13 protein-coding genes, 1 tRNA gene and 3 pseudogenes are annotated in these 17,856 nt (G+C 59.7%); 9 read left to right on the forward strand and 8 right to left on the reverse strand.

Annotated features, from left to right (window positions below):
- Window position 1: 1 nt before the first annotated feature.
- Window positions 2–3,232 (forward strand): annotated as a pseudogene (locus AB4O11_RS18385) (transporter substrate-binding domain-containing protein).
- Between the two features lie 11 nt (window positions 3,233–3,243).
- Here the strand turns inward: AB4O11_RS18385 and dkgB are convergent.
- Together dkgB and AB4O11_RS18395 are read right to left on the reverse strand one after the other, a co-directional pair.
- The gene (gene dkgB / locus AB4O11_RS18390) at window positions 3,244–4,047 is read right to left on the reverse strand and encodes a 2,5-didehydrogluconate reductase DkgB (protein ID WP_460127781.1); all 804 of its coding nucleotides are present in this window, start codon (window positions 4,045–4,047) and stop codon (window positions 3,244–3,246) included.
- Between the two features lie 228 nt (window positions 4,048–4,275).
- A pseudogene (locus tag AB4O11_RS18395) lies at window positions 4,276–5,183 on the reverse strand (LysR substrate-binding domain-containing protein).
- A 105-nt stretch (window positions 5,184–5,288) separates the two neighbouring features.
- Here AB4O11_RS18395 and AB4O11_RS18400 point away from each other — a divergent pair.
- The 3 genes and pseudogenes from AB4O11_RS18400 to AB4O11_RS18410 all read left to right on the forward strand — a co-directional run bounded on the left by AB4O11_RS18400 (window position 5,289) and on the right by AB4O11_RS18410 (window position 8,286).
- The gene (locus AB4O11_RS18400) at window positions 5,289–6,155 is read left to right on the forward strand and encodes a pirin family protein (RefSeq protein ID WP_257358048.1); all 867 of its coding nucleotides are present in this window, start codon (window positions 5,289–5,291) and stop codon (window positions 6,153–6,155) included.
- Between the two features lie 94 nt (window positions 6,156–6,249).
- Window positions 6,250–6,621 (forward strand): annotated as a pseudogene (locus AB4O11_RS18405) (isochorismatase family protein); the annotation flags it as partial.
- Between the two features lie 222 nt (window positions 6,622–6,843).
- On the forward strand, window positions 6,844–8,286 hold the full coding sequence (locus AB4O11_RS18410; RefSeq protein WP_093432023.1) for a mechanosensitive ion channel family protein: 1,443 nt from the start codon (window positions 6,844–6,846) through the stop codon (window positions 8,284–8,286).
- A 4-nt stretch (window positions 8,287–8,290) separates the two neighbouring features.
- Here AB4O11_RS18410 and AB4O11_RS18415 read toward each other — a convergent pair whose 3' ends face one another.
- Complete coding sequence (locus tag AB4O11_RS18415) at window positions 8,291–8,866, reverse strand: GNAT family N-acetyltransferase (RefSeq protein WP_320337325.1); 576 nt, start codon at window positions 8,864–8,866, stop codon at window positions 8,291–8,293.
- A gap of 129 nt (window positions 8,867–8,995) precedes the next feature.
- Between AB4O11_RS18415 and xth the strand changes: the two genes are divergently transcribed.
- Both xth and AB4O11_RS18425 read left to right on the forward strand, forming a co-directional pair.
- Window positions 8,996–9,790, forward strand: coding sequence for an exodeoxyribonuclease III (gene xth / locus AB4O11_RS18420; protein WP_460127784.1), 795 nt, complete (start codon window positions 8,996–8,998; stop codon window positions 9,788–9,790).
- Window positions 9,791–9,891: 101 nt separating this feature from the next.
- Window positions 9,892–10,725, forward strand: coding sequence for an arylamine N-acetyltransferase family protein (locus tag AB4O11_RS18425; protein WP_460127786.1), 834 nt, complete (start codon window positions 9,892–9,894; stop codon window positions 10,723–10,725).
- On the opposite strand, the gene AB4O11_RS18430 is transcribed toward AB4O11_RS18425, so the two are convergent.
- Both AB4O11_RS18430 and AB4O11_RS18435 read right to left on the reverse strand, forming a co-directional pair.
- Entirely contained in the window at window positions 10,722–11,048 is a 327-nt protein-coding gene (locus tag AB4O11_RS18430) for a BrnA antitoxin family protein (RefSeq protein WP_093432035.1), read from the reverse strand. The two genes, AB4O11_RS18425 and AB4O11_RS18430, sit on opposite strands and share 4 nt — an antisense overlap.
- Window positions 11,049–11,051: 3 nt before the next feature.
- Window positions 11,052–11,336, reverse strand: coding sequence for a BrnT family toxin (locus AB4O11_RS18435; protein WP_093432038.1), 285 nt, complete (start codon window positions 11,334–11,336; stop codon window positions 11,052–11,054).
- A gap of 254 nt (window positions 11,337–11,590) precedes the next feature.
- On the opposite strand from AB4O11_RS18435, the gene AB4O11_RS18440 reads away from it, so the two are divergent.
- Window positions 11,591–13,114 carry a nucleobase:cation symporter-2 family protein gene (locus AB4O11_RS18440; RefSeq protein WP_460127788.1) on the forward strand — a complete coding sequence of 508 codons (1,524 nt, stop codon included), beginning with the start codon at window positions 11,591–11,593 and terminating at the stop codon, window positions 13,112–13,114.
- Between the two features lie 131 nt (window positions 13,115–13,245).
- Here the strand turns inward: AB4O11_RS18440 and AB4O11_RS18445 are convergent.
- Window positions 13,246–13,321 (reverse strand) — tRNA-Asn (locus AB4O11_RS18445).
- A 220-nt stretch (window positions 13,322–13,541) separates the two neighbouring features.
- Here AB4O11_RS18445 and AB4O11_RS18450 point away from each other — a divergent pair.
- Complete coding sequence (locus tag AB4O11_RS18450) at window positions 13,542–13,772, forward strand: hypothetical protein (RefSeq protein ID WP_093432041.1); 231 nt, start codon at window positions 13,542–13,544, stop codon at window positions 13,770–13,772.
- Here AB4O11_RS18450 and AB4O11_RS18455 read toward each other — a convergent pair.
- Together AB4O11_RS18455 and AB4O11_RS18460 are read right to left on the reverse strand one after the other, a co-directional pair.
- Window positions 13,769–13,969, reverse strand: a complete 201-nt coding sequence (locus tag AB4O11_RS18455) for a hypothetical protein (protein ID WP_095047664.1) — start codon at window positions 13,967–13,969, stop codon at window positions 13,769–13,771. The two genes, AB4O11_RS18450 and AB4O11_RS18455, sit on opposite strands and share 4 nt — an antisense overlap.
- A 224-nt stretch (window positions 13,970–14,193) precedes the next feature.
- On the reverse strand, window positions 14,194–15,390 hold the full coding sequence (locus tag AB4O11_RS18460) for an amino acid aminotransferase (RefSeq protein WP_099758523.1): 1,197 nt from the start codon (window positions 15,388–15,390) through the stop codon (window positions 14,194–14,196).
- 337 nt (window positions 15,391–15,727) lie between these two features.
- Here AB4O11_RS18460 and uvrB point away from each other — a divergent pair, with 337 nt between their 5' ends.
- Window positions 15,728–17,743 (forward strand): excinuclease ABC subunit UvrB, encoded by a 2,016-nt coding sequence (uvrB, locus tag AB4O11_RS18465; protein WP_007913411.1) that lies wholly within the window; start codon window positions 15,728–15,730, stop codon window positions 17,741–17,743.
- The last annotated feature ends 113 nt before the right edge of the window (window positions 17,744–17,856 follow it).

Here is a 17,856-nt window from a genome sequence, read left to right on the forward strand (position 1 = left end):
CATGAGGCAGGGGCGCCGGATTGTCTGGCTGTGGCTGTGGCTGTTGCTGACGCTGATGACCACTTGTTGGGCAAGCGATACGCCGCAGGTGCTGCAAGTGCTGACCCGTACCGGACTGGAAAATGTCCAGCTGCGCCTGGATGAACAGGACCGGCAATGGCTGCGTCAGCACCCGGTGTTGCGCATGGGCATTTCCGGGCCGGATTACCCGCCGTTCGAGATCACCCGTAATCAACAGGAACTCGAAGGGCTGACCGCCGATTACGCCGACCTGCTGGGGCAGTTGCTCGGCGTGCGCATCGAAGTCCGCCGTTTCGCCAACCGCGATGCCGTGATGGCGGCACTCAAACGCGGCGATCTCGATCTGCTGGGAACCTCCAACAGTTTTGAAGCCGCCGACCCGGCCTTCATCCTGTCCCGTGCCTACGCCGAAGATCAGCCGATGCTGGTGACTCGACTCAATGAACAATTGCCCACCGATCTGGCCGGCAAGCGCCTGGCCATGGTCGAGGACTATCTGCCTCTGGCCAGCGTGCAGGCGTTTTATCCCCGGGCAAGTGTGCAGCGTTACCCGTCGGCGATGGATGCGCTCGGTGCGGTGGCCTTCGGCGCGGACGATGTTTATCTGGGCGACTTCATCAGTGCCAACTACCTGATCAACACCAATTATCGTAACGACCTGCAATTGGCCGGTCCGGCCGGGCTGGACGCCAATTCGTTCGGCTTCGCGCTGTTGCGCAGCGATGGGCGCCTCAAACGCATCGTCGACAAGGCATTGACGGCCATCCCCATGGAGCGGCGCCAGCGCATCGAGCTACGCTGGAGCGTCGGCCTCGCCGATATGGCTGAACAGTCGCGGGTGCAACTCAGTGCGAATGAGCAGGAGTGGCTGGACCAGCATCCCGTGGTCCGGGTCGGAGCCATCGAAGATTTCGCACCGCTGACGTTTTTCGATGCCGATGGCCGTTTCAGCGGACTGTCGGCGCAACTGCTGAGTCTGATCAGCCAGCGCAGCGGGTTGAACTTCGAGATCGTGCGCGGGGCGTCGCTGGATCGGCAGATCGAACAGCTCAAGGCCGGTGAACTGGATGTATTGCCGGTGGTGACACCGAGCAGCGAGCGCGAAGCCGAACTGCAATTTACACGCGCCTACCTGAATAATCCGTTTGTGCTGGTCAGCGCAATCACCGCGCAGGGACCGCTCAACCTCGATGATCTGGCCGATAAACGGCTGGCGATTTATCGCGGCCATCCGTTACGTGCTTACCTGTTGAGCCGCGTGCCGCGCATCCGTCTGGTCGAAGTCAAAAGCCCCGCTGAAGGCATGGCGTTGATTGCCAAGGGTCAGGTCGATGCCACGGTGAGTTCATTGCTGGTGGCGCGCTTTCTGATCGCACGTCACTACCGTGAGCGTCTGCGCATTACCGGCACCATCGGCGATCAACCGGCGCGCATTGCGTTGGCGACGGCACCGCAGATGCCGGCATTGCATTCGATCCTGAACAAGGCGCTGTTGAGCATCGCCCCGCCACAGATGGACGAACTGGTGGAGCGCTGGAGCCACGATGTGGTGGTGGAAGACAGTTATTGGTTACGCCATCGTCGCGAGATTCTCCTCGGTTTTGCCGGTGCGGCGGTGTTGCTGGCGCTTGCGCTGGCCTGGATCGTTTTTCAGCGCCAACAGATTCGCCGGCGCCAGCAATGGCTGCAGCAATTGCAGGAAGCCAAGGACGCGGCAGACGATGCCAATCGCGCCAAGACCACGTTTCTGGCGACCATGAGCCATGAAATCCGCACGCCAATGAACGCCTTGATCGGCATGCTCGAACTGGCCTTGAAGCGCGCCGAGGAGGGCGTGACCGATCGCTTGGCGATCCAGGTGGCATCCAACGCCGGGCAACAGTTGCTGGCGTTGATCGGCGACATCCTCGACATCGCGCGGATCGAGACCGGGCATTTGTCCCTCGTGCCTGAGCGTGCCAACCTGCGTGAGCAGGTGGTGTCGGTGTGTCGAGTGTTTGAAGGGCTGGCGCGGCAGAAGCGTTTGTTGTGGCACATCGAACTTGATGCCCGCAGCAACATTGACGTGCTGATTGATCCGACGCGCTTCAAACAAGTGCTGTCGAATCTGTTGAGCAACGCGATCAAGTTCACCGAGGAGGGCGAGGTCAGTCTACGGCTGACGGTAACCACCGTGACGGCGGAACGCCTGACCGTGAAAGTGCTTATTGAAGACAGCGGGGTGGGGATCAACGCCGACGACCGACGAAGGCTGTTCAACCCTTTCGTGCAGGCGAGCCATGACTCGCAATCAGCCCGCAGTGGTTCCGGGCTGGGGCTGGTCATCAGTCGCAACCTCTGTGAAATGATGGGCGGTACGCTGCGGCTTGACAGTGCACCGGGTGAAGGCACACGCGTCGAAGTCAGTCTTGAACTGCCGTTGTTGGCTGCTCTGGCTCGCGCGCCAAGTGCTCCGCAAGCAGCGCTTGCGGTAACGTCGTCACTGAGTGTTCTGGTGGTGGACGATCATCCGGTGAACCGATTGCTGTTGTGCTGGCAGTTGAGTGAACTCGGCCATCGCACCGTCGACACCGAGAACGGTGATGAAGGCCTGAAGCAGTGGCGGGCGCAGGCGTTCGATGTGGTGATCACCGATTGCAACATGCCGCGGCGCAACGGTTACCAACTGGCGCGGGCCATCCGCGATGCCGAGTCGCATGCCGGCCGCAAGCCTTGTCTGATCCTCGGCTTTACCGCCAATGCGCAAGCCGAGGAAAGGACGCGCTGCCTGAATGCCGGCATGGACGAATGCCTGTTCAAACCGATCCGCTTGCACGACCTGGCGCAGGCGTTGACGGCTGCCAGTCATTGCGAGAAGACGGTGGACCCCGGCGAGGTGCCCGCGCTGACGGAAATCGACCTGAGCACGCTGGAGCAAATGGCCGGGGATGATCGTGCCTTGATCGAACAGTTGCGCAAGGAAGTGTTGAACAGCGTGCGCCTCGATCTGCAACGTCTGGAGATTTTGCAGCAGGAGCAGGATCGCGCAGGGCTGCGCGAGCTGGCGCATCACATCAAGGGTGGGGCGCAGATGGTCGGCGCGGCACGGGTGGTGGCGGCATGTGTAGCGCTCTAGCAGGCGTGTCGCGAGACGCACGCGGCGCCGCTGGATGTGGCGAGCGAGACGTTGCGCGAGGCCATGGCCGGACTCGCGCAACGCTTGCAAATCTGACGGGCGCCGGCTCAGTCCCAGTGCGGCGCGATGCCTTTCGGGCTGGTCAGGCGATGGCCGCGATCAAGCGTGGCAATCAGCGCCATATCGGCGTCGCTCAGTGTCAGCGCCGTAGCGGCAAGGTTGCTTTGCAGGTTGGCGCGTTTGGTCGACGACGGAATCACCGCGTAGCCAGACTGCATGGCCCAGGCCAGGGTGACTTGCGCCGGGGTGGCTTGCAGGCGCTGGGCGATCTGCCGGATCAGCGGATCTTGCAGCACTTCGCCGTAGGCGAGGGTCATGTACGAGGTGATGTGGATGCCTTGGCTCTGGGCGAACTCGACCACTTTGCGGTTTTGCAGGTACGGGTGCAGTTCAATCTGATTAGTAGCGATGTTGTCGGCACCGACCGCCGCGATCGCCTGTTGCATCAGCTCGATGGTGAAGTTGGAAACACCGATCTGTCGGGTCAGGCCCAGACGCTTGGCTTCGAGCAGGGCGCCCATGAACTCTTCGACCGGTACCCGGTTTTCCGGCGACGGCCAGTGAATCAGCGTCAGGTCGAGGTAGTCGGTCTGCAGTTTTTGCAGGCTTTCCTTGAGGCTGTCGATCAAGCGATCCTGGGCGAAGTTGGCGACCCAGATCTTGCTGGTGATGAACAGCTCTTCGCGGGTGACACCGCTGGCCGTAATGGCATGGCCGACGTCGGCTTCGTTTTCGTAGATTTGCGCGGTGTCGATGGCCCGGTAGCCGAGTTCGAGAGCGGTGCTCACCGAATCAATGACGACCTGGCCTTGCAGGCGAAATGTACCCAGACCAAAAACGGGAACAGACATGAAAAACTCCAGGGTTGCAGTGGGAATGGGCAGGAGTATCCGCGTCCGGATGGTTGAGAAAAACCGCTGGTGGGGCAAAGCACTGTTGACCGGAAGTCATGAATCATTTTCAGGATTTGTGTTGTCCGGGCTGGCCTCTTCGCGAGCAGGCTCGCTCCCACAGGAGATCTGTGGTGTTCACAAAATCCTTGTGGGAGCGAGCCTGCTCGCGAAGGGCGCACCACCGATTCAGGCAATGTCACTGTGGGAAAATTCCTCGCCGAGAAAATCAATCAACGTGCGCACCGACGGCAATAACCCGCGCCGCGAAGGGAAAATCGCATGCACCAACCCGCACTTCGGCGCCCAACCGGGAATCAACTCCACCACACGGCCGGCCGCAATGTCCTCACGCACCACTACACTCGGCAAATGCGCCACGCCAACGCCGGCAATCACCGCCTGACGCAAGGCAATCAAATCATCAGTGACCATGCGTGGCGTATGGCGAATCAGTGCCGTGTTGTCATTCGGCCCGAGCAGCTCCCATTGATATTCGCGCTGCGCCGCGCCCCAGTGCAGGCTCGGCAAGCCATTGAGGTCGGCAGGTGAGGGCGGTGAAGACCGGCGTTCGACAAACTGCGGGCTGCCGACCACTGACTGCGTGCTGTTGCCCAGCACCTTCATGACCATGTCGGTGTTCTCCAACGGCGGAAAGCGCACGCGCAGGGCGATGTCGAAGCCTTCGTGCAGCAGATCGACGCGGCGGTTGGTGCTCTCGATAAACAATTCCACCAGCGGGTATTTGAGCATGTAACGGGTGAGCATCGGCCCGACCCACGAGTTGAGCAGCGCTGTCGGGCAACTCAGGCGCACCAGCCCCTGCGGTTCGGAGCGGTTGCGTTCGATCAGCTCGGCCGCGCTTTCGGCTTCGACGCGCATGGCCGGCAGCGCTGGTAATAGGCCTGACCGATTTCGGTCAACGAACAATGGCGGCTGGTGCGGTGCAGCAGGCGCACGCCGAGGCGTTCTTCCAGTTCGGAAATACGCCGGCTGAGTTTCGATTTGGGCATGTCCAGTGCGCGCCCGGCGGCGGCAAAACCATGATGTTCGACCACTTGGGTGAAGTAGTAGAGGGTGTTGAGGTCTTCCACCATCGTTCTCCATATAGAACGCTAAGGCTGATTTTTGCAGTCTAGTGCATTAATGGCTACGGATTTAAGCTTGATCCATCGCGTCACTCACCCAAATTGGAGACAACCATGAAAAACATCATCGGTATCTACACCAGCCCGCGCGGCCATTGGGTCGGCGATGGCTTCCCGGTTCGCACGCTGTTTTCCTACGACAACCTGGGCAAACACATCAGCCCGTTCCTGCTGCTCGATCACGCCGGCCCGGCCGATTTCACCCCGACCACCGAGCGCCGTGGCGTTGGTCAGCATCCGCACCGTGGTTTCGAAACCGTGACTATCGTTTATGAAGGCGAAGTGCAGCACCGCGACTCGACCGGTAGTGGCGGCGTGATCGGCCCGGGCGATGTGCAATGGATGACCGCCGCTTCCGGGATCCTCCACGAGGAATTCCATTCGGAAAACTTCGCCAAAACCGGGGGCAAACTGGAAATGGTCCAGTTGTGGGTCAACCTGCCGGCCAAAGACAAAATGGCCGCGCCGGGCTACCAGACCATTCTCGACAGCGACATCCCGAGCATTGCGCTCAAGGACAACGCCGGTCGCCTGCGCCTGATCGCCGGCGAATTCGATGGCCACACCGGCCCGTCGCGGACTTTCACACCGATTGATGTGTGGGATCTGCGCCTGAACGCCGGCAAGTTGCTGACGCTGGATCTGCACGAAGGCCGCAATACCGCGCTGGTGGTGCTCAAAGGCTCGGTGCAGGTCAACGGTGTGGAATCGGTGCGTGAAGGGCAGTTGGCGCTGTTCGAACGTGACGGCCATCAACTGACACTCGAAGCCAGCCAGGACGCGGTGGTGTTGCTGCTCAGCGGTGAGCCGATCGACGAACCGATCATCGGCCACGGCCCGTTCGTGATGAACACCGAGCAGGAAATCCACCAGGCCTTCGCCGACTTCCAGTCCGGCCGCTTCGGCCAGATGCACGCTTAACGCACAACCACTGCGCTCTACACAGGACGCGTAGGCCGGTTCGCAGGCCAGGGATGGCTGTTGCCTATAGAAAAGAGGAAACGCCCATGAACACGCCCGTCCGGACCAGATCAACGCCTGGGACAACGAAGATGTCGTCAAGGCGATCAAGGCCACTGGCAAGAAGCAATTGATCATTGCCGGCGTGGTGACTGAAGTTTGCGTGGCGTTCCCGGCGCTGGAAGAGGGCTTCGATGTGTTCGTGGTGACGGACGCCTCCGGCACCTTCAATGAACTGACCCGTGAATCGGCGTGGAACCGTATGTCCAGCGCTGGCGCGCAATTGATGACCTGGTTCGGGCTGGCCTGCGAACTGCACCGCGACTGGCGCAACGATATTGAAGGGCTGGGCACGCTGTTCTCCAATCACATCCCGGATTACCGCAACCTGATGACCAGCTACAGCACCCTGACTAACGGTAAATAACCCAGGCCACACGCAGTCCCCTCCGTGGGAGCGAGCCTGCTCGCGAAGGCGTCATGTCAGTCGATGCACCTTTGACTGATCGACCGCATTCGCGAGCAGGCTCGTTCCCACATTTGGTTTTGTGGTGTTTTTGCGGGCGGGTTCATCCTCTGAAATCAATTGCTCCTACACTTGCTCAATCTGTGCGATCTTCTCGCGATTGGCCCCCGTCGGAGTTGTTTGATGCTGTCTCTGCTCACCGAACATCCGTTGTTCTGCGCGTTGATCCTGATCCTCCTCGATCTGGGTTTATGGCGTCTGATCAGTTCCCATGGCAGCGAGTGGAAACTGCTGGTGCGGGTGCTGATTTTCAGCCTGTTCAGCGTGCTGCTGTTCAACGAAGGCCTCAATCCGATGGAGCCGGCGCCGTGGGCCGACAACGTGCCGCTGCACCTGGCGGCGACTGGCCTGCAGATTGGCTGGTGGCTGTTCGGTGCGCGCACCCTGACGGTGTTGATCGGTGCGGTAATGATGCAGCGGGTCGGCCACACCGGGCGGTTGTTGCAGGACTTGCTCGGCGCGGTGATTTTCCTCATCGCGATTATCGCGGCGCTGGCCTATGTGCTGGATCTGCCGGTCAAAGGCGTGTTGGCGACCTCCGGGGCGTTGGCGATCATTGTCGGTCTGGCCTTGCAGAGCACGCTCAGCGATGTGTTTTCCGGGATCGTCCTCAACACCACCAAGCCTTATCAACTCGATGACTGGATTTCCATCGACGGCACCGAAGGCCGGGTCACCGATATCGACTGGCGCGCCACGCGCTTGCAAACCAGTCAGGGCAGCATGGCGGTGATCCCCAACTCGCTGGCGGCCAAGGCCAAGATCATCAACTTCAGTCGGCCGAGCAATATGTTCGGCGTCGCGGTCAGCGTGCAAGTCAGCCCGCATGCGCGGCCCAGTTCGGTGATCGATGCGCTGGAGCGGGCGATGCAGGGCTGTCGCCAGTTGCTCGACACACCTGCGCCGAGCGTCGCACTGAAAAGCTCCGGCAGCAGTGGCGCGGAATACGAGATCAGCGGTTTCGTCGCCTCGATGGGCGAGAAGCGCGTGGTGCGCAATCAGTTGTTCGATCTGGCCTATCGGCACTTGCAGGCCTCCGGGGTCAATCTGCTGTCGAGCGATGAAAGTGCTGCGCCGACCAACCTGTCGCGGCCCCGGGCGTTGCTCGACAGCTCGCCGATTTTCTCCACCCTGCGCCAGGAAGAGAAGGACACCTTCAGCCAGAACATGAGCCTGCAAACCTTCCGTGCCGGCGAAGTCATTCTGGCGGGTGGGGAGGTCAGCGATCATTTGTTCATTATCGAGTCCGGTGTGGTGTCGGTGACGTTGAAGCGCCACGGCACACCGTTCGAGTCCGGGCGCATGGGGCCGGGCGAGGTGATTGGCGAGGCAGGGATCTTGTCCGATTCCGCATTGCCGGCAGACTTTTCGGCGAAGACCTTTTGCGCGTTGTATCGCATCGAGAAGTCCTACCTCAAACCGTGCCTCGATGCGCGTCATGATATCCACGACGCGATGCAGACGCTGCTCGATTTCCGCCTGCACAAGGCGCAATCCCTGACCGAGGAAGCGCCGGCGGTTGTACCCAAAAGAGGCTTTTTGCAGTGGCTGCGTAATCGCGCCTGAAGGGTCAAGTAGCGAGTTTCTGCTCCAGATGCAAGCGCACCTGCGGCCACTCGTCGTCGATGATGCTGAAGCGCACCGAGTTGCGCTTGCGCCCGTCCGGCATGATCCGCTCATGCCGGACGATGCCTTCTTGCTGCGCGCCAAGGCGCAAGATCGCATTACGTGATTTCTGGTTGTTCTCGTCGGTGGTGAACTGCACGCGCACGCAGTTGAGCGCTTCGAAGGCGTGTCGCAGCATCAGGTATTTGGCTTCGGTGTTGACGAAGGATTTCTGCCAGCTCGCGGCGATCCAGCTGCTGCCGATTTCCAGCTTGCGATTGAGCGGGTCGATCTTCCAGAAACGCGTTGAGCCGAGCACTTCGCCAGTGTCTTTGAGCACAATGACAAACGGCATTACCGTGCCGGCATCACGGCCATCGAGGGCTTTTTTCAGATAACTGTCGACAGTGCTGGGCGAAGGCACCACGGTGACGGTGAGGTTCCACAATTCGCCGTCAGCGGCAGCGTGGAGCAGGGCGTCGGCATCTGAATACTGAAGCGGGCGCAAGAGAATGCGCTGACCTTGCAGCGTGGTTTGCATGGGATTCCGGTCTCGGCAGTGCGGGCGAATGGCGAGCGCCCATTACGCCGGACGAGACTGATCCGATGCAACCGGCACGATGATCACGGGGTCACAATTTTTACAGCCCTTGGGCAGGAGCCTCAGCCGATGAAAAACCTGCGAATCGCCACTTACAACGTCAACGGTTTACGCGCACGTTTGCCGAACCTGCTGGACTGGCTCAAGCGCGAGCAGCCGGATATCGCCTGCCTGCAAGAACTCAAATCCGTCGACACGGCGTTTCCCGCAGCAGAACTGGAAGCCGCCGGTTACGGCGCGATCTGGCAGGGCCAGGCCTCCTGGAACGGTGTAGCAATTCTCGCCCGCGATGCGCAGCCGCTGGAGAGCCGACGCGGTCTGCCGGGTGATCCCGATGACAAGCACAGTCGTTATCTGGAAGCGGCAGTGCATGGGGTGCTGGTCGGCTGCCTGTACCTGCCCAACGGCAACCCGCAGCCGGGGCCAAAATTTGACTACAAACTAGCGTGGTTCGAACGGCTGATCAGCTATGCAAAAGACCTGCAAAGCAGCGATCACCCGGTGGTGCTGGCCGGCGACTACAACGTCGTGCCAACCGACATGGACATCTACAACACCCGCTCGTGGCTCAAGGATGCGCTACTGCAACCCGAGAGCCGCGAGTGTTATCAGCGCTTGCTCGATCAGGGCTGGACCGATTCGCTGCGGCATCTGTATCCCGAGGATCGGCTCTATACGTTTTGGGATTACTTTCGGCAGCATTGGCAAACCAACTCTGGTCTGCGCATCGATCATCTATTGCTCAACCCGGCGCTGAGTCCGTATTTGCATGACGCCGGTGTAGATGCCTGGGTGCGCAACGAACCGCACGCCAGTGACCATGCGCCGACGTGGATTCGCATCGGTTCCCGCAAGAAACGCTAGCGGGCGATTGGCGAAATCAATTGTCGAAAGCAGTGCCTGATCCCGTATACATGGCGACCATCAACGCAGTGACCTGCGGCCCCATGCATAAGGATCGAGCAATGAGTGAGCCACGCCTGACGAATCTGAAGCTGTACCTGCAACGTCTGGGTTTTGAAACGCCACCGGAACCGACAGTGGCGACCCTGCGCCTGCTGCAACTGCGCCATACCGGCGTGTTCCCTTTCGAGAATCTGGCGACGATTACCGGCGCGGCGGTATTGATCGATCTGCCATCCATTGAAGAGAAAGTCCTGCTCGGTGGACGCGGTGGTTACTGCTACGAGCTCAATAACCTATTCTTTGCCCTGTTGCTGGAACTGGGCTTCGACGCTCGGGCCATCAGCGGGCGCGTGGTAATGAATCAGCCCGAAGGCAGCTGGACAGCGCGCACACACCGTTTGAGTCTGGTGACCATCGACGACGTGCGCTACATCACAGATGTCGGCTTCGGCGGCATGGTGCCGACCGCGCCGCTGCTGCTCGATACCGAGACCGAGCAAGCGACCCCTCACGAACCTTATCGCATTGAAAAACAGGCCGACGGCTACATGCTACGTGCCAATGTGGCGGGTGAATGGCGGCCGATGTACCTGTTCGATCTGCAACGCCAGGAAGACATCGATTACACCATTGGCAACTGGTATGTCTCGACTCACCCTGAGTCACCGTTTGCACAGCGCCTGATGGTGGCGCGCACCGGGGATGGCTGGCGCAAGACCCTGAACAACGGCAGTTTCGCTGTTCATCGCATGGGCGCCAGCAGTGAGCGACGCGAGGTTACTCGGGTCGATGAGCTGATTGAATTGCTGGCGCGCGAGTTTGCTCTGCACCTGCCGGATCTGCCCCACATACGGCAGGCTCTGGCGCGGATGATCGTACCGGTTTCCGTTTAGGGCTTGGCGTCGGGCTCGAGCACTCGGCGAATTTCTCCGACCGCTGCCGACAGTTTTTTCTCGAGACTCTTGAGGTCTGCAGCGGTGATGCCTTTCTTGAATTGCCCGCTCGATTCGGCTTGTTCCGGTTTGGCAACGGCATCGAGCAGGGCATGACGCAGGGTGTTATTGATCACCGTCTGATAACCGAACCCTTCGTTTTCCGCGACCGTTCGCGCCGCTTCGATGACGGCGTCATCCAGCATGATGGTGATGCGGGTTTTGCCCTTGTTTGAAGCCAACGCACCGCGTTTGCCCTGAGAAAAGTCATATTCGTCTTGCATCGATCAAGCCTCCAGAAAATAAGCGCTACGTTCGCTGGGTGTGGCGACACGCGCAGAAATGATTCGAACGACATTTGCATCCCGGTAACTGTAAGCAACGACCAACAAGCGCCCTTTGCCGTTGGCGCCAATAGTGATCCAGCGCTGTTCGTCATGGTCGTTGTCCTCGATCGTCAGTGCTCGTTCGTCGTGAAAGACCGGTTCGGTCTCGGCGAGGCTGACGCCCTTGTGCTTGAGTTTGTTGGCTGCGTTCTTGCTTTTGTCGTACTGAATTTCAATTGACTTCATTATGCATACTTTATATGTATAAAAAAGAGCGCGACCGCACCGTCGGTCGCCGTGAACACTTCAGCGTAGTGACGGCAGGCGAGGGCACTGGAGAGGAAGTGTTGCCGGATTTGTGGGGGATGGGAGCAGCGGGCTAGAAGCTTGGGTGGCTACCTATCCATTATGTGACCGATAAGTTGTATACAACTCTATGGACATTTGTCACGAGTATTGAATACAGTGTGCGCATAACAAAAACCAGGGAACCCCCCACCATGAAAACGCCCCATGTTTCACACCAACGGCCCGAGGACGAAAATCTCGGGGTCGGCGCGAATATGGCTTACGGCCTGCAACATGTTCTGACCATGTACGGCGGTATCGTTGCGGTGCCACTGATCATCGGCCAGGCGGCCGGCCTGTCGCCGGCGGACATTGGTTTGCTGATTGCTGCTTCATTGTTTGCGGGGGGGCTGGCGACGCTGCTGCAAACCCTGGGTCTACCGTTTTTTGGTTGTCAGTTGCCGCTGGTGCAGGGCGTGTCGTTCTCCGGTGTGGCGACCATGGTCGCGATCGTCAGCAGTGGCGGGGAGGGCGGCTTCCAGTCCGTGCTTGGCGCAGTGATTGCGGCTTCCTTGATAGGCTTGTTGATCACACCGGTGTTCTCGCGCATCACCAAGTTCTTCCCGCCGCTGGTCACCGGCATCGTGATCACCACCATCGGCTTGACGCTGATGCCGGTGGCCGCGCGCTGGGCCATGGGCGGCAACAGCCATGCGCCGGACTTCGGCAGCATGCAGAACATCGGTCTGGCGGCAGTCACGCTGGTGCTGGTGTTGCTGCTGAGCAAGGTCGGCAGCTCGACCATCTCGCGTCTGTCGATCCTGTTGGCCATGGTGATCGGCACGGTGCTGGCGGTGTTCCTTGGCATGGCGGACTTCTCCAGCGTCACCACGGGGCCGATGTTTGGCTTCCCGACGCCGTTCCATTTCGGCATGCCGACCTTCCACTTCGCCGCAATTCTGTCGATGTGCATCGTGGTCATGGTGACCCTGGTGGAAACTTCGGCGGACATTCTTGCGGTCGGTGAAATCATCGGCACCAAGGTCGATTCCAAACGCCTGGGCAATGGCCTGCGGGCAGACATGCTGTCGAGCATGTTTGCGCCGATTTTCGGTTCGTTCACCCAGAGCGCCTTCGCCCAGAACGTTGGGCTGGTGGCGGTTACCGGGATCAAGAGCCGTTACGTGGTCGCTACTGGCGGTATCTTCCTGGTAATTCTTGGTCTGCTGCCGTTCATGGGTCGGGTTATCGCAGCAGTGCCGACGTCGGTACTCGGCGGCGCCGGTATCGTGCTGTTCGGCACGGTGGCGGCGAGCGGTATCCGTACGCTGTCCAAGGTTGATTATCGCAACAACGTCAACCTGATCATCGTCGCCACTTCGATCGGTTTCGGCATGATCCCGATTGCCGCACCGAACTTCTACGACCACTTCCCAAGCTGGTTCGCGACCATTTTCCATTCGGGCATCAGCTCGTCGGCGATCATGGCGATCCTGCTCAACTTGGCGTTCAACCACTTCACCGCCGGTAACTCGGATCAGCAGTCGGTGTTTGCTGCGGCGGAAGAGCGGACCCTGCGCTATCGCGACCTGGCGGCGCTGCGTGAAGGCGATTACTTCAGCGACGGCAAGCTGCATGACTGCGATGGCAAGGAAGTGCCGGTCATCGAGCCTGATGATCACGATCATGGGCAGGGTGCCCCGAAAGCGCAGGTGAGACCCAGCGAGCATGTCTGACGGCTGTGCCTGAATAGAAAAGGGCCGATCTGGTAAGCACAGATCGGCCCTTTTTCATTTCAAGATCTTTTGACCTTTTCAAGCGCCGACAAAAAAGCCCCTGAATCTTTCGATTCAGGGGCTTTGCTATCTGGCTCCACAACCTGGACTCGAACCAGGGACCCAATGATTAACAGTCATTTGCTCTACCAACTGAGCTATTGCGGAATTGGTGCGTATGTTACTGATTCAAAAAGAGAAGTCAAGCGCCGGTTGTAAAATTAGCTGAATCCTCGGGACGAACGGTGACTTGTCAGCGATTGGCGGTTACCAGAACTGCAGCAGAGGTCTACCATGGGCGCCCGGAAGTGGTCACACGCGCTGCCGGCCATTCGCCGAAAAAGGTCTGCGTCATGAACCATTTATCCCGCAACAGCGAGGTGTTCGCATGAGCATCGCGCAAATCAGCCTGCCCAAGGGCGTTGGCCCTCACGCCGAAAAACTCTTCGATGCAATCACCCAGGCCAGTACCGCTGAGGAATTGAACCGCGCCGGTGGCAAGGCCGAAGGCTTCGTCCTGGGTCTTGAAAGCACCAAGGCGATCAAGAGTCAGATCGCCGAATCGCTGTACGTCGTTTATGACGACGCCGCGAGTCAGCGAGCGATCGAACTGGCTTAACTGCCGAAGGTGATGGTGCCCATCATCAGTTTGGCGTAAGCCGCGGTGGCGGCCAGTTGCACCAGCCACAGGACCAGGCCACCCAGGAACACCCCGGCGGCGACTTGCAGCACCAGGCTTTTCTCGCGTTTGGCCGAGGCACGAGGGATGAAATCATCCAGGTCGTCACGGTCGGCGCGCAGGTTGTCGTTTTTCATATCTGATCTCACAAAATTCTGGAATGTACTCATCACCTGTGGGAGCGAGCTTGCTCGCGAAGGCGTCATGTCAGTCGACAACGATGTTGAATGACAGATCGCTTTCGCGAGCAAGCTCGCTCCCACATTTGGACATGTGTGCAGTTTAGAGGGGATAGGGATTGTTTCGTGACAATAAAAAACGGGAAGCCCCAAGGCTTCCCGTTTTTCATCACAGTGCGAAATCAGATGACCTGAACAATCGCATCCGTTACCGCCTTGATGTTGTTCTGGTTCAGCGCAGCCACGCAGATGCGGCCGGTGTCCAGGGCGTAGATGCCGAACTCGTTACGCAGGCGATGCACTTGTTCAGTGGTCAGGCCCGAGTAGGAGAACATGCCGCGCTGACGACCGACGAAGCTGAAGTCGCGGCCCGGGGCTTTCTCTGCCAGCAGGGCAACCATCTGCTCGCGCATGCCGCGAATGCGCAGACGCATTTCCGCCAGCTCGGCTTCCCATTGTGCACGCAGTTCCGGGCTGTTCAATACAGCTGCAACGATGCTTGCGCCGTGGGTCGGCGGGTTGGAGTAGTTGGTGCGGATCACGCGCTTGACCTGCGACAGCACGCGCGCGCTTTCTTCTTTCGATTCGCTGATGATCGACAGCGCACCAACGCGCTCGCCGTACAGCGAGAACGATTTGGAGAACGAGCTCGAAACGAAGAAAGTCAGACCGGACTCAGCGAACAGGCGCACAGCTGCGGCGTCTTCGTCGATGCCGTCGCCAAAACCTTGATAGGCCATGTCGAGGAACGGCACGTGACCTTTGGTTTTAACCACTTCCAGCACGTTGTTCCAGTCCGCCGGGGTCAGGTCGACGCCAGTCGGGTTGTGGCAGCAGGCGTGCAGGACAACGACCGAGCCGTTCGGCAGGGCGTTGAGGTCGTCGAGCATGCCGGCACGATTCACATCGTGGCTGGCTGCGTCGTAGTAACGGTAGTTCTGCACCGGGAAACCGGCGGTTTCGAACAGGGCACGGTGGTTTTCCCAGCTTGGGTCACTGATCGCCACAACGGCGTTCGGCAGCAGTTGCTTGAGGAAGTCGGCACCGATCTTCAGTGCGCCGGTCCCGCCGACGGCCTGAGTGGTGATGACGCGACCGGCGCTGATCAGCGGCGAGTCGTTGCCGAACAGCAGCTTTTGCACGGCCTGGTCGTAGGCGGCGATGCCATCGATCGGCAGGTAGCCGCGCGAAGCGTGTTGAGCGGCGCGAACGGTTTCGGCTTCGATCACGGCGCGCAGAAGTGGAATTCGCCCCTCTTCGTTGCAGTAAACACCCACGCCCAGGTTGACCTTGGTGGTCCGGGTATCGGCGTTGAATGCTTCGTTGAGGCCCAGGATTGGATCGCGGGGTGCCATTTCGACAGCGGAGAACAGGCTCATTATTGCGGCGGCTCTGAATGGAGAATGGAGGGACGTGTCGCGCTCCAGCCGGATGCACTAGAGCGGTGCACAAACGGGGAGCTAGTATAGAGGCCATTACGGAACAATGGCGACAGGCGATTCGGTTTTTAGGGTAAGTTTTTCCGATTATTTCTTGACCGTTAGTCGACTGCACGTGTCAGAGTCTTTACCGGATGTAGGACGTTTGCCTTGAAAGGTGGGGCAATCGCCACCACATTGAGCACAATCCAGCTTTTTTCTTGCGCGACACCGGTCGTTTGCGGTCGTCCCCGTGGTGTACCGCTTTACTCGGAATGCCGCGATCTCAGAGGTGTATATGTCCGAATTCCAGCTCGTCACCCGCTTCGAGCCCGCCGGCGATCAGCCAGAAGCCATCCGCCAATTGGTGGAGGGCATCGAGGCCGGGCTGGCGCACCAGACGCTGCTCGGTGTGACCGGCTCGGGCAAGACCTTCAGCATCGCCAATGTCATTTCGCAGATTCAGCGCCCGACCCTGGTGCTGGCGCCGAACAAGACCCTTGCTGCGCAGCTGTACGGTGAGTTCAAGGCGTTCTTCCCGAATAATGCCGTCGAGTATTTCGTTTCCTACTACGACTACTACCAGCCCGAAGCCTATGTGCCGTCGTCCGACACCTTCATCGAGAAGGATGCGTCGATCAACGACCACATCGAGCAGATGCGCCTGTCCGCAACCAAAGCGTTGCTGGAGCGTAAAGACGCGATCATCGTCACCACGGTATCGTGCATCTACGGTCTGGGTAGCCCGGAAACCTATTTGAAGATGGTGCTGCATGTCGATCGTGGCGACAAACTCGATCAGCGTGCGCTGTTGCGGCGGCTGGCCGACCTGCAATACACCCGCAACGATATGGACTTTGCCCGCGCGACTTTCCGTGTGCGCGGCGATGTGATCGACATCTACCCGGCGGAATCCGATCTGGAAGCGATCCGCATCGAGCTGTTCGATGACGAGGTCGAAAGCATTTCCGCGTTCGACCCGCTGACCGGCGAAGTCATCCGCAAGATGCCGCGCTTCACCTTCTACCCGAAGAGCCACTATGTAACGCCACGGGAAACCCTGCTCGACGCCATCGAACACATCAAGGTCGAATTGCAGGAACGCCTCGAATACCTGCGCAGCAACAACAAACTGGTCGAAGCCCAGCGTCTTGAACAGCGCACCCGTTTCGACCTGGAGATGATCCTCGAGTTGGGTTATTGCAACGGCATCGAAAACTACTCGCGCTACCTGTCCGGTCGCCCGGCCGGTGCCGCGCCGCCAACGCTCTACGATTACCTGCCGGCCGATGCCTTGCTGGTGATCGACGAGTCCCACGTCAGCGTGCCGCAGGTCGGTGCGATGTATAAGGGCGACCGTTCGCGTAAGGAAACCCTCGTTGAATACGGCTTCCGTTTGCCGTCGGCGCTGGATAACCGACCGATGCGTTTTGACGAGTGGGAAGGGGTCAGCCCGCAGACCATTTTCGTCTCGGCGACGCCGGGCAACTACGAGGCCGAACACGCCGGAAGGGTGGTCGAGCAAGTGGTGCGGCCGACCGGTCTGGTCGACCCACAGGTTGAAGTGCGTCCGGCGCTGACTCAGGTCGATGATCTGCTCTCGGAAATCAGCAAACGCGTGGCGGTCGAGGAGCGGGTGCTGGTCACCACGCTGACCAAACGCATGGCCGAAGACCTTACCGATTACCTCGCCGATCACGGCGTGCGCGTGCGTTATCTGCACTCGGACATCGACACCGTTGAGCGCGTGGAAATTATTCGCGACCTGCGCCTCGGGACCTTTGATGTGCTGGTCGGGATCAACTTGCTGCGTGAAGGTCTGGACATGCCGGAAGTGTCGCTGGTGGCGATTCTTGATGCCGACAAGGAAGGCTTCCTGCGTTCCGAGCGTTCGCTGATTCAGACCATTGGTCGCGCCGCACGTAACCTCAATGGCCGGGCGATTCTCTATGCCGATCGCATGACCGGCTCGATGGAGCGGGCGATTGGCGAGACCGAGCGGCGTCGCGACAAGCAGATAGCGTTCAACCTGGAAAACGGCATCACCCCGCGCGGGGTGATCAAGGATGTCGCCGACATCATGGAAGGCGCCACCGTGCCGGGCTCGCGCAGCAAGAAGCGCAAAGGCATGGCCAAGGCTGCCGAAGAGAACGCCAAGTACGAAGCCGAACTGCGCTCGCCGAGCGAAATCACCAAGCGCATTCGTGCGCTGGAAGAGAAGATGTATCAGTTGGCGCGGGATCTGGAATTTGAAGCGGCGGCGCAGATGCGCGACGAGATTGCCAAACTGCGTGAGCGGCTTTTGGCGGTCTGAAAATTTGCAGTGTTTAGTCGGGCCTCTTCGCGAGCAAGCTCGCTCCCACATTGGAGTTGTGTCGTTCACAAATCCCCTGTGGGAGCGAGCTTGCTCGCGAATGGGGCGACGCG

The organism is Pseudomonas sp. H1_D05, from assembly GCF_054682705.1.

What these genes read in the sequence shown, in the direction of transcription:
- AB4O11_RS18410 (WP_093432023.1), top strand. Translation starts at nt 6,844, where the DNA reads ATGCTGTCTCTGCTCACCGAACATCCGTTGTTCTGCGCGTTGATCCTG.
- AB4O11_RS18455 (WP_095047664.1), bottom strand. Translation starts at nt 13,969, where the DNA reads ATGAAAAACGACAACCTGCGCGCCGACCGTGACGACCTGGATGATTTC.
- AB4O11_RS18460 (WP_099758523.1), bottom strand. Translation starts at nt 15,390, where the DNA reads ATGAGCCTGTTCTCCGCTGTCGAAATGGCACCCCGCGATCCAATCCTG.
- AB4O11_RS18400 (WP_257358048.1), top strand. Translation starts at nt 5,289, where the DNA reads ATGAAAAACATCATCGGTATCTACACCAGCCCGCGCGGCCATTGGGTC.
- AB4O11_RS18440 (WP_460127788.1), top strand. Translation starts at nt 11,591, where the DNA reads ATGAAAACGCCCCATGTTTCACACCAACGGCCCGAGGACGAAAATCTC.
- AB4O11_RS18415 (WP_320337325.1), bottom strand. Translation starts at nt 8,866, where the DNA reads ATGCAAACCACGCTGCAAGGTCAGCGCATTCTCTTGCGCCCGCTTCAG.
- AB4O11_RS18435 (WP_093432038.1), bottom strand. Translation starts at nt 11,336, where the DNA reads ATGAAGTCAATTGAAATTCAGTACGACAAAAGCAAGAACGCAGCCAAC.
- AB4O11_RS18425 (WP_460127786.1), top strand. Translation starts at nt 9,892, where the DNA reads ATGAGTGAGCCACGCCTGACGAATCTGAAGCTGTACCTGCAACGTCTG.
- AB4O11_RS18450 (WP_093432041.1), top strand. Translation starts at nt 13,542, where the DNA reads ATGAGCATCGCGCAAATCAGCCTGCCCAAGGGCGTTGGCCCTCACGCC.
- uvrB (WP_007913411.1), top strand. Translation starts at nt 15,728, where the DNA reads ATGTCCGAATTCCAGCTCGTCACCCGCTTCGAGCCCGCCGGCGATCAG.
- AB4O11_RS18430 (WP_093432035.1), bottom strand. Translation starts at nt 11,048, where the DNA reads ATGCAAGACGAATATGACTTTTCTCAGGGCAAACGCGGTGCGTTGGCT.
- dkgB (WP_460127781.1), bottom strand. Translation starts at nt 4,047, where the DNA reads ATGTCTGTTCCCGTTTTTGGTCTGGGTACATTTCGCCTGCAAGGCCAG.
- xth (WP_460127784.1), top strand. Translation starts at nt 8,996, where the DNA reads ATGAAAAACCTGCGAATCGCCACTTACAACGTCAACGGTTTACGCGCA.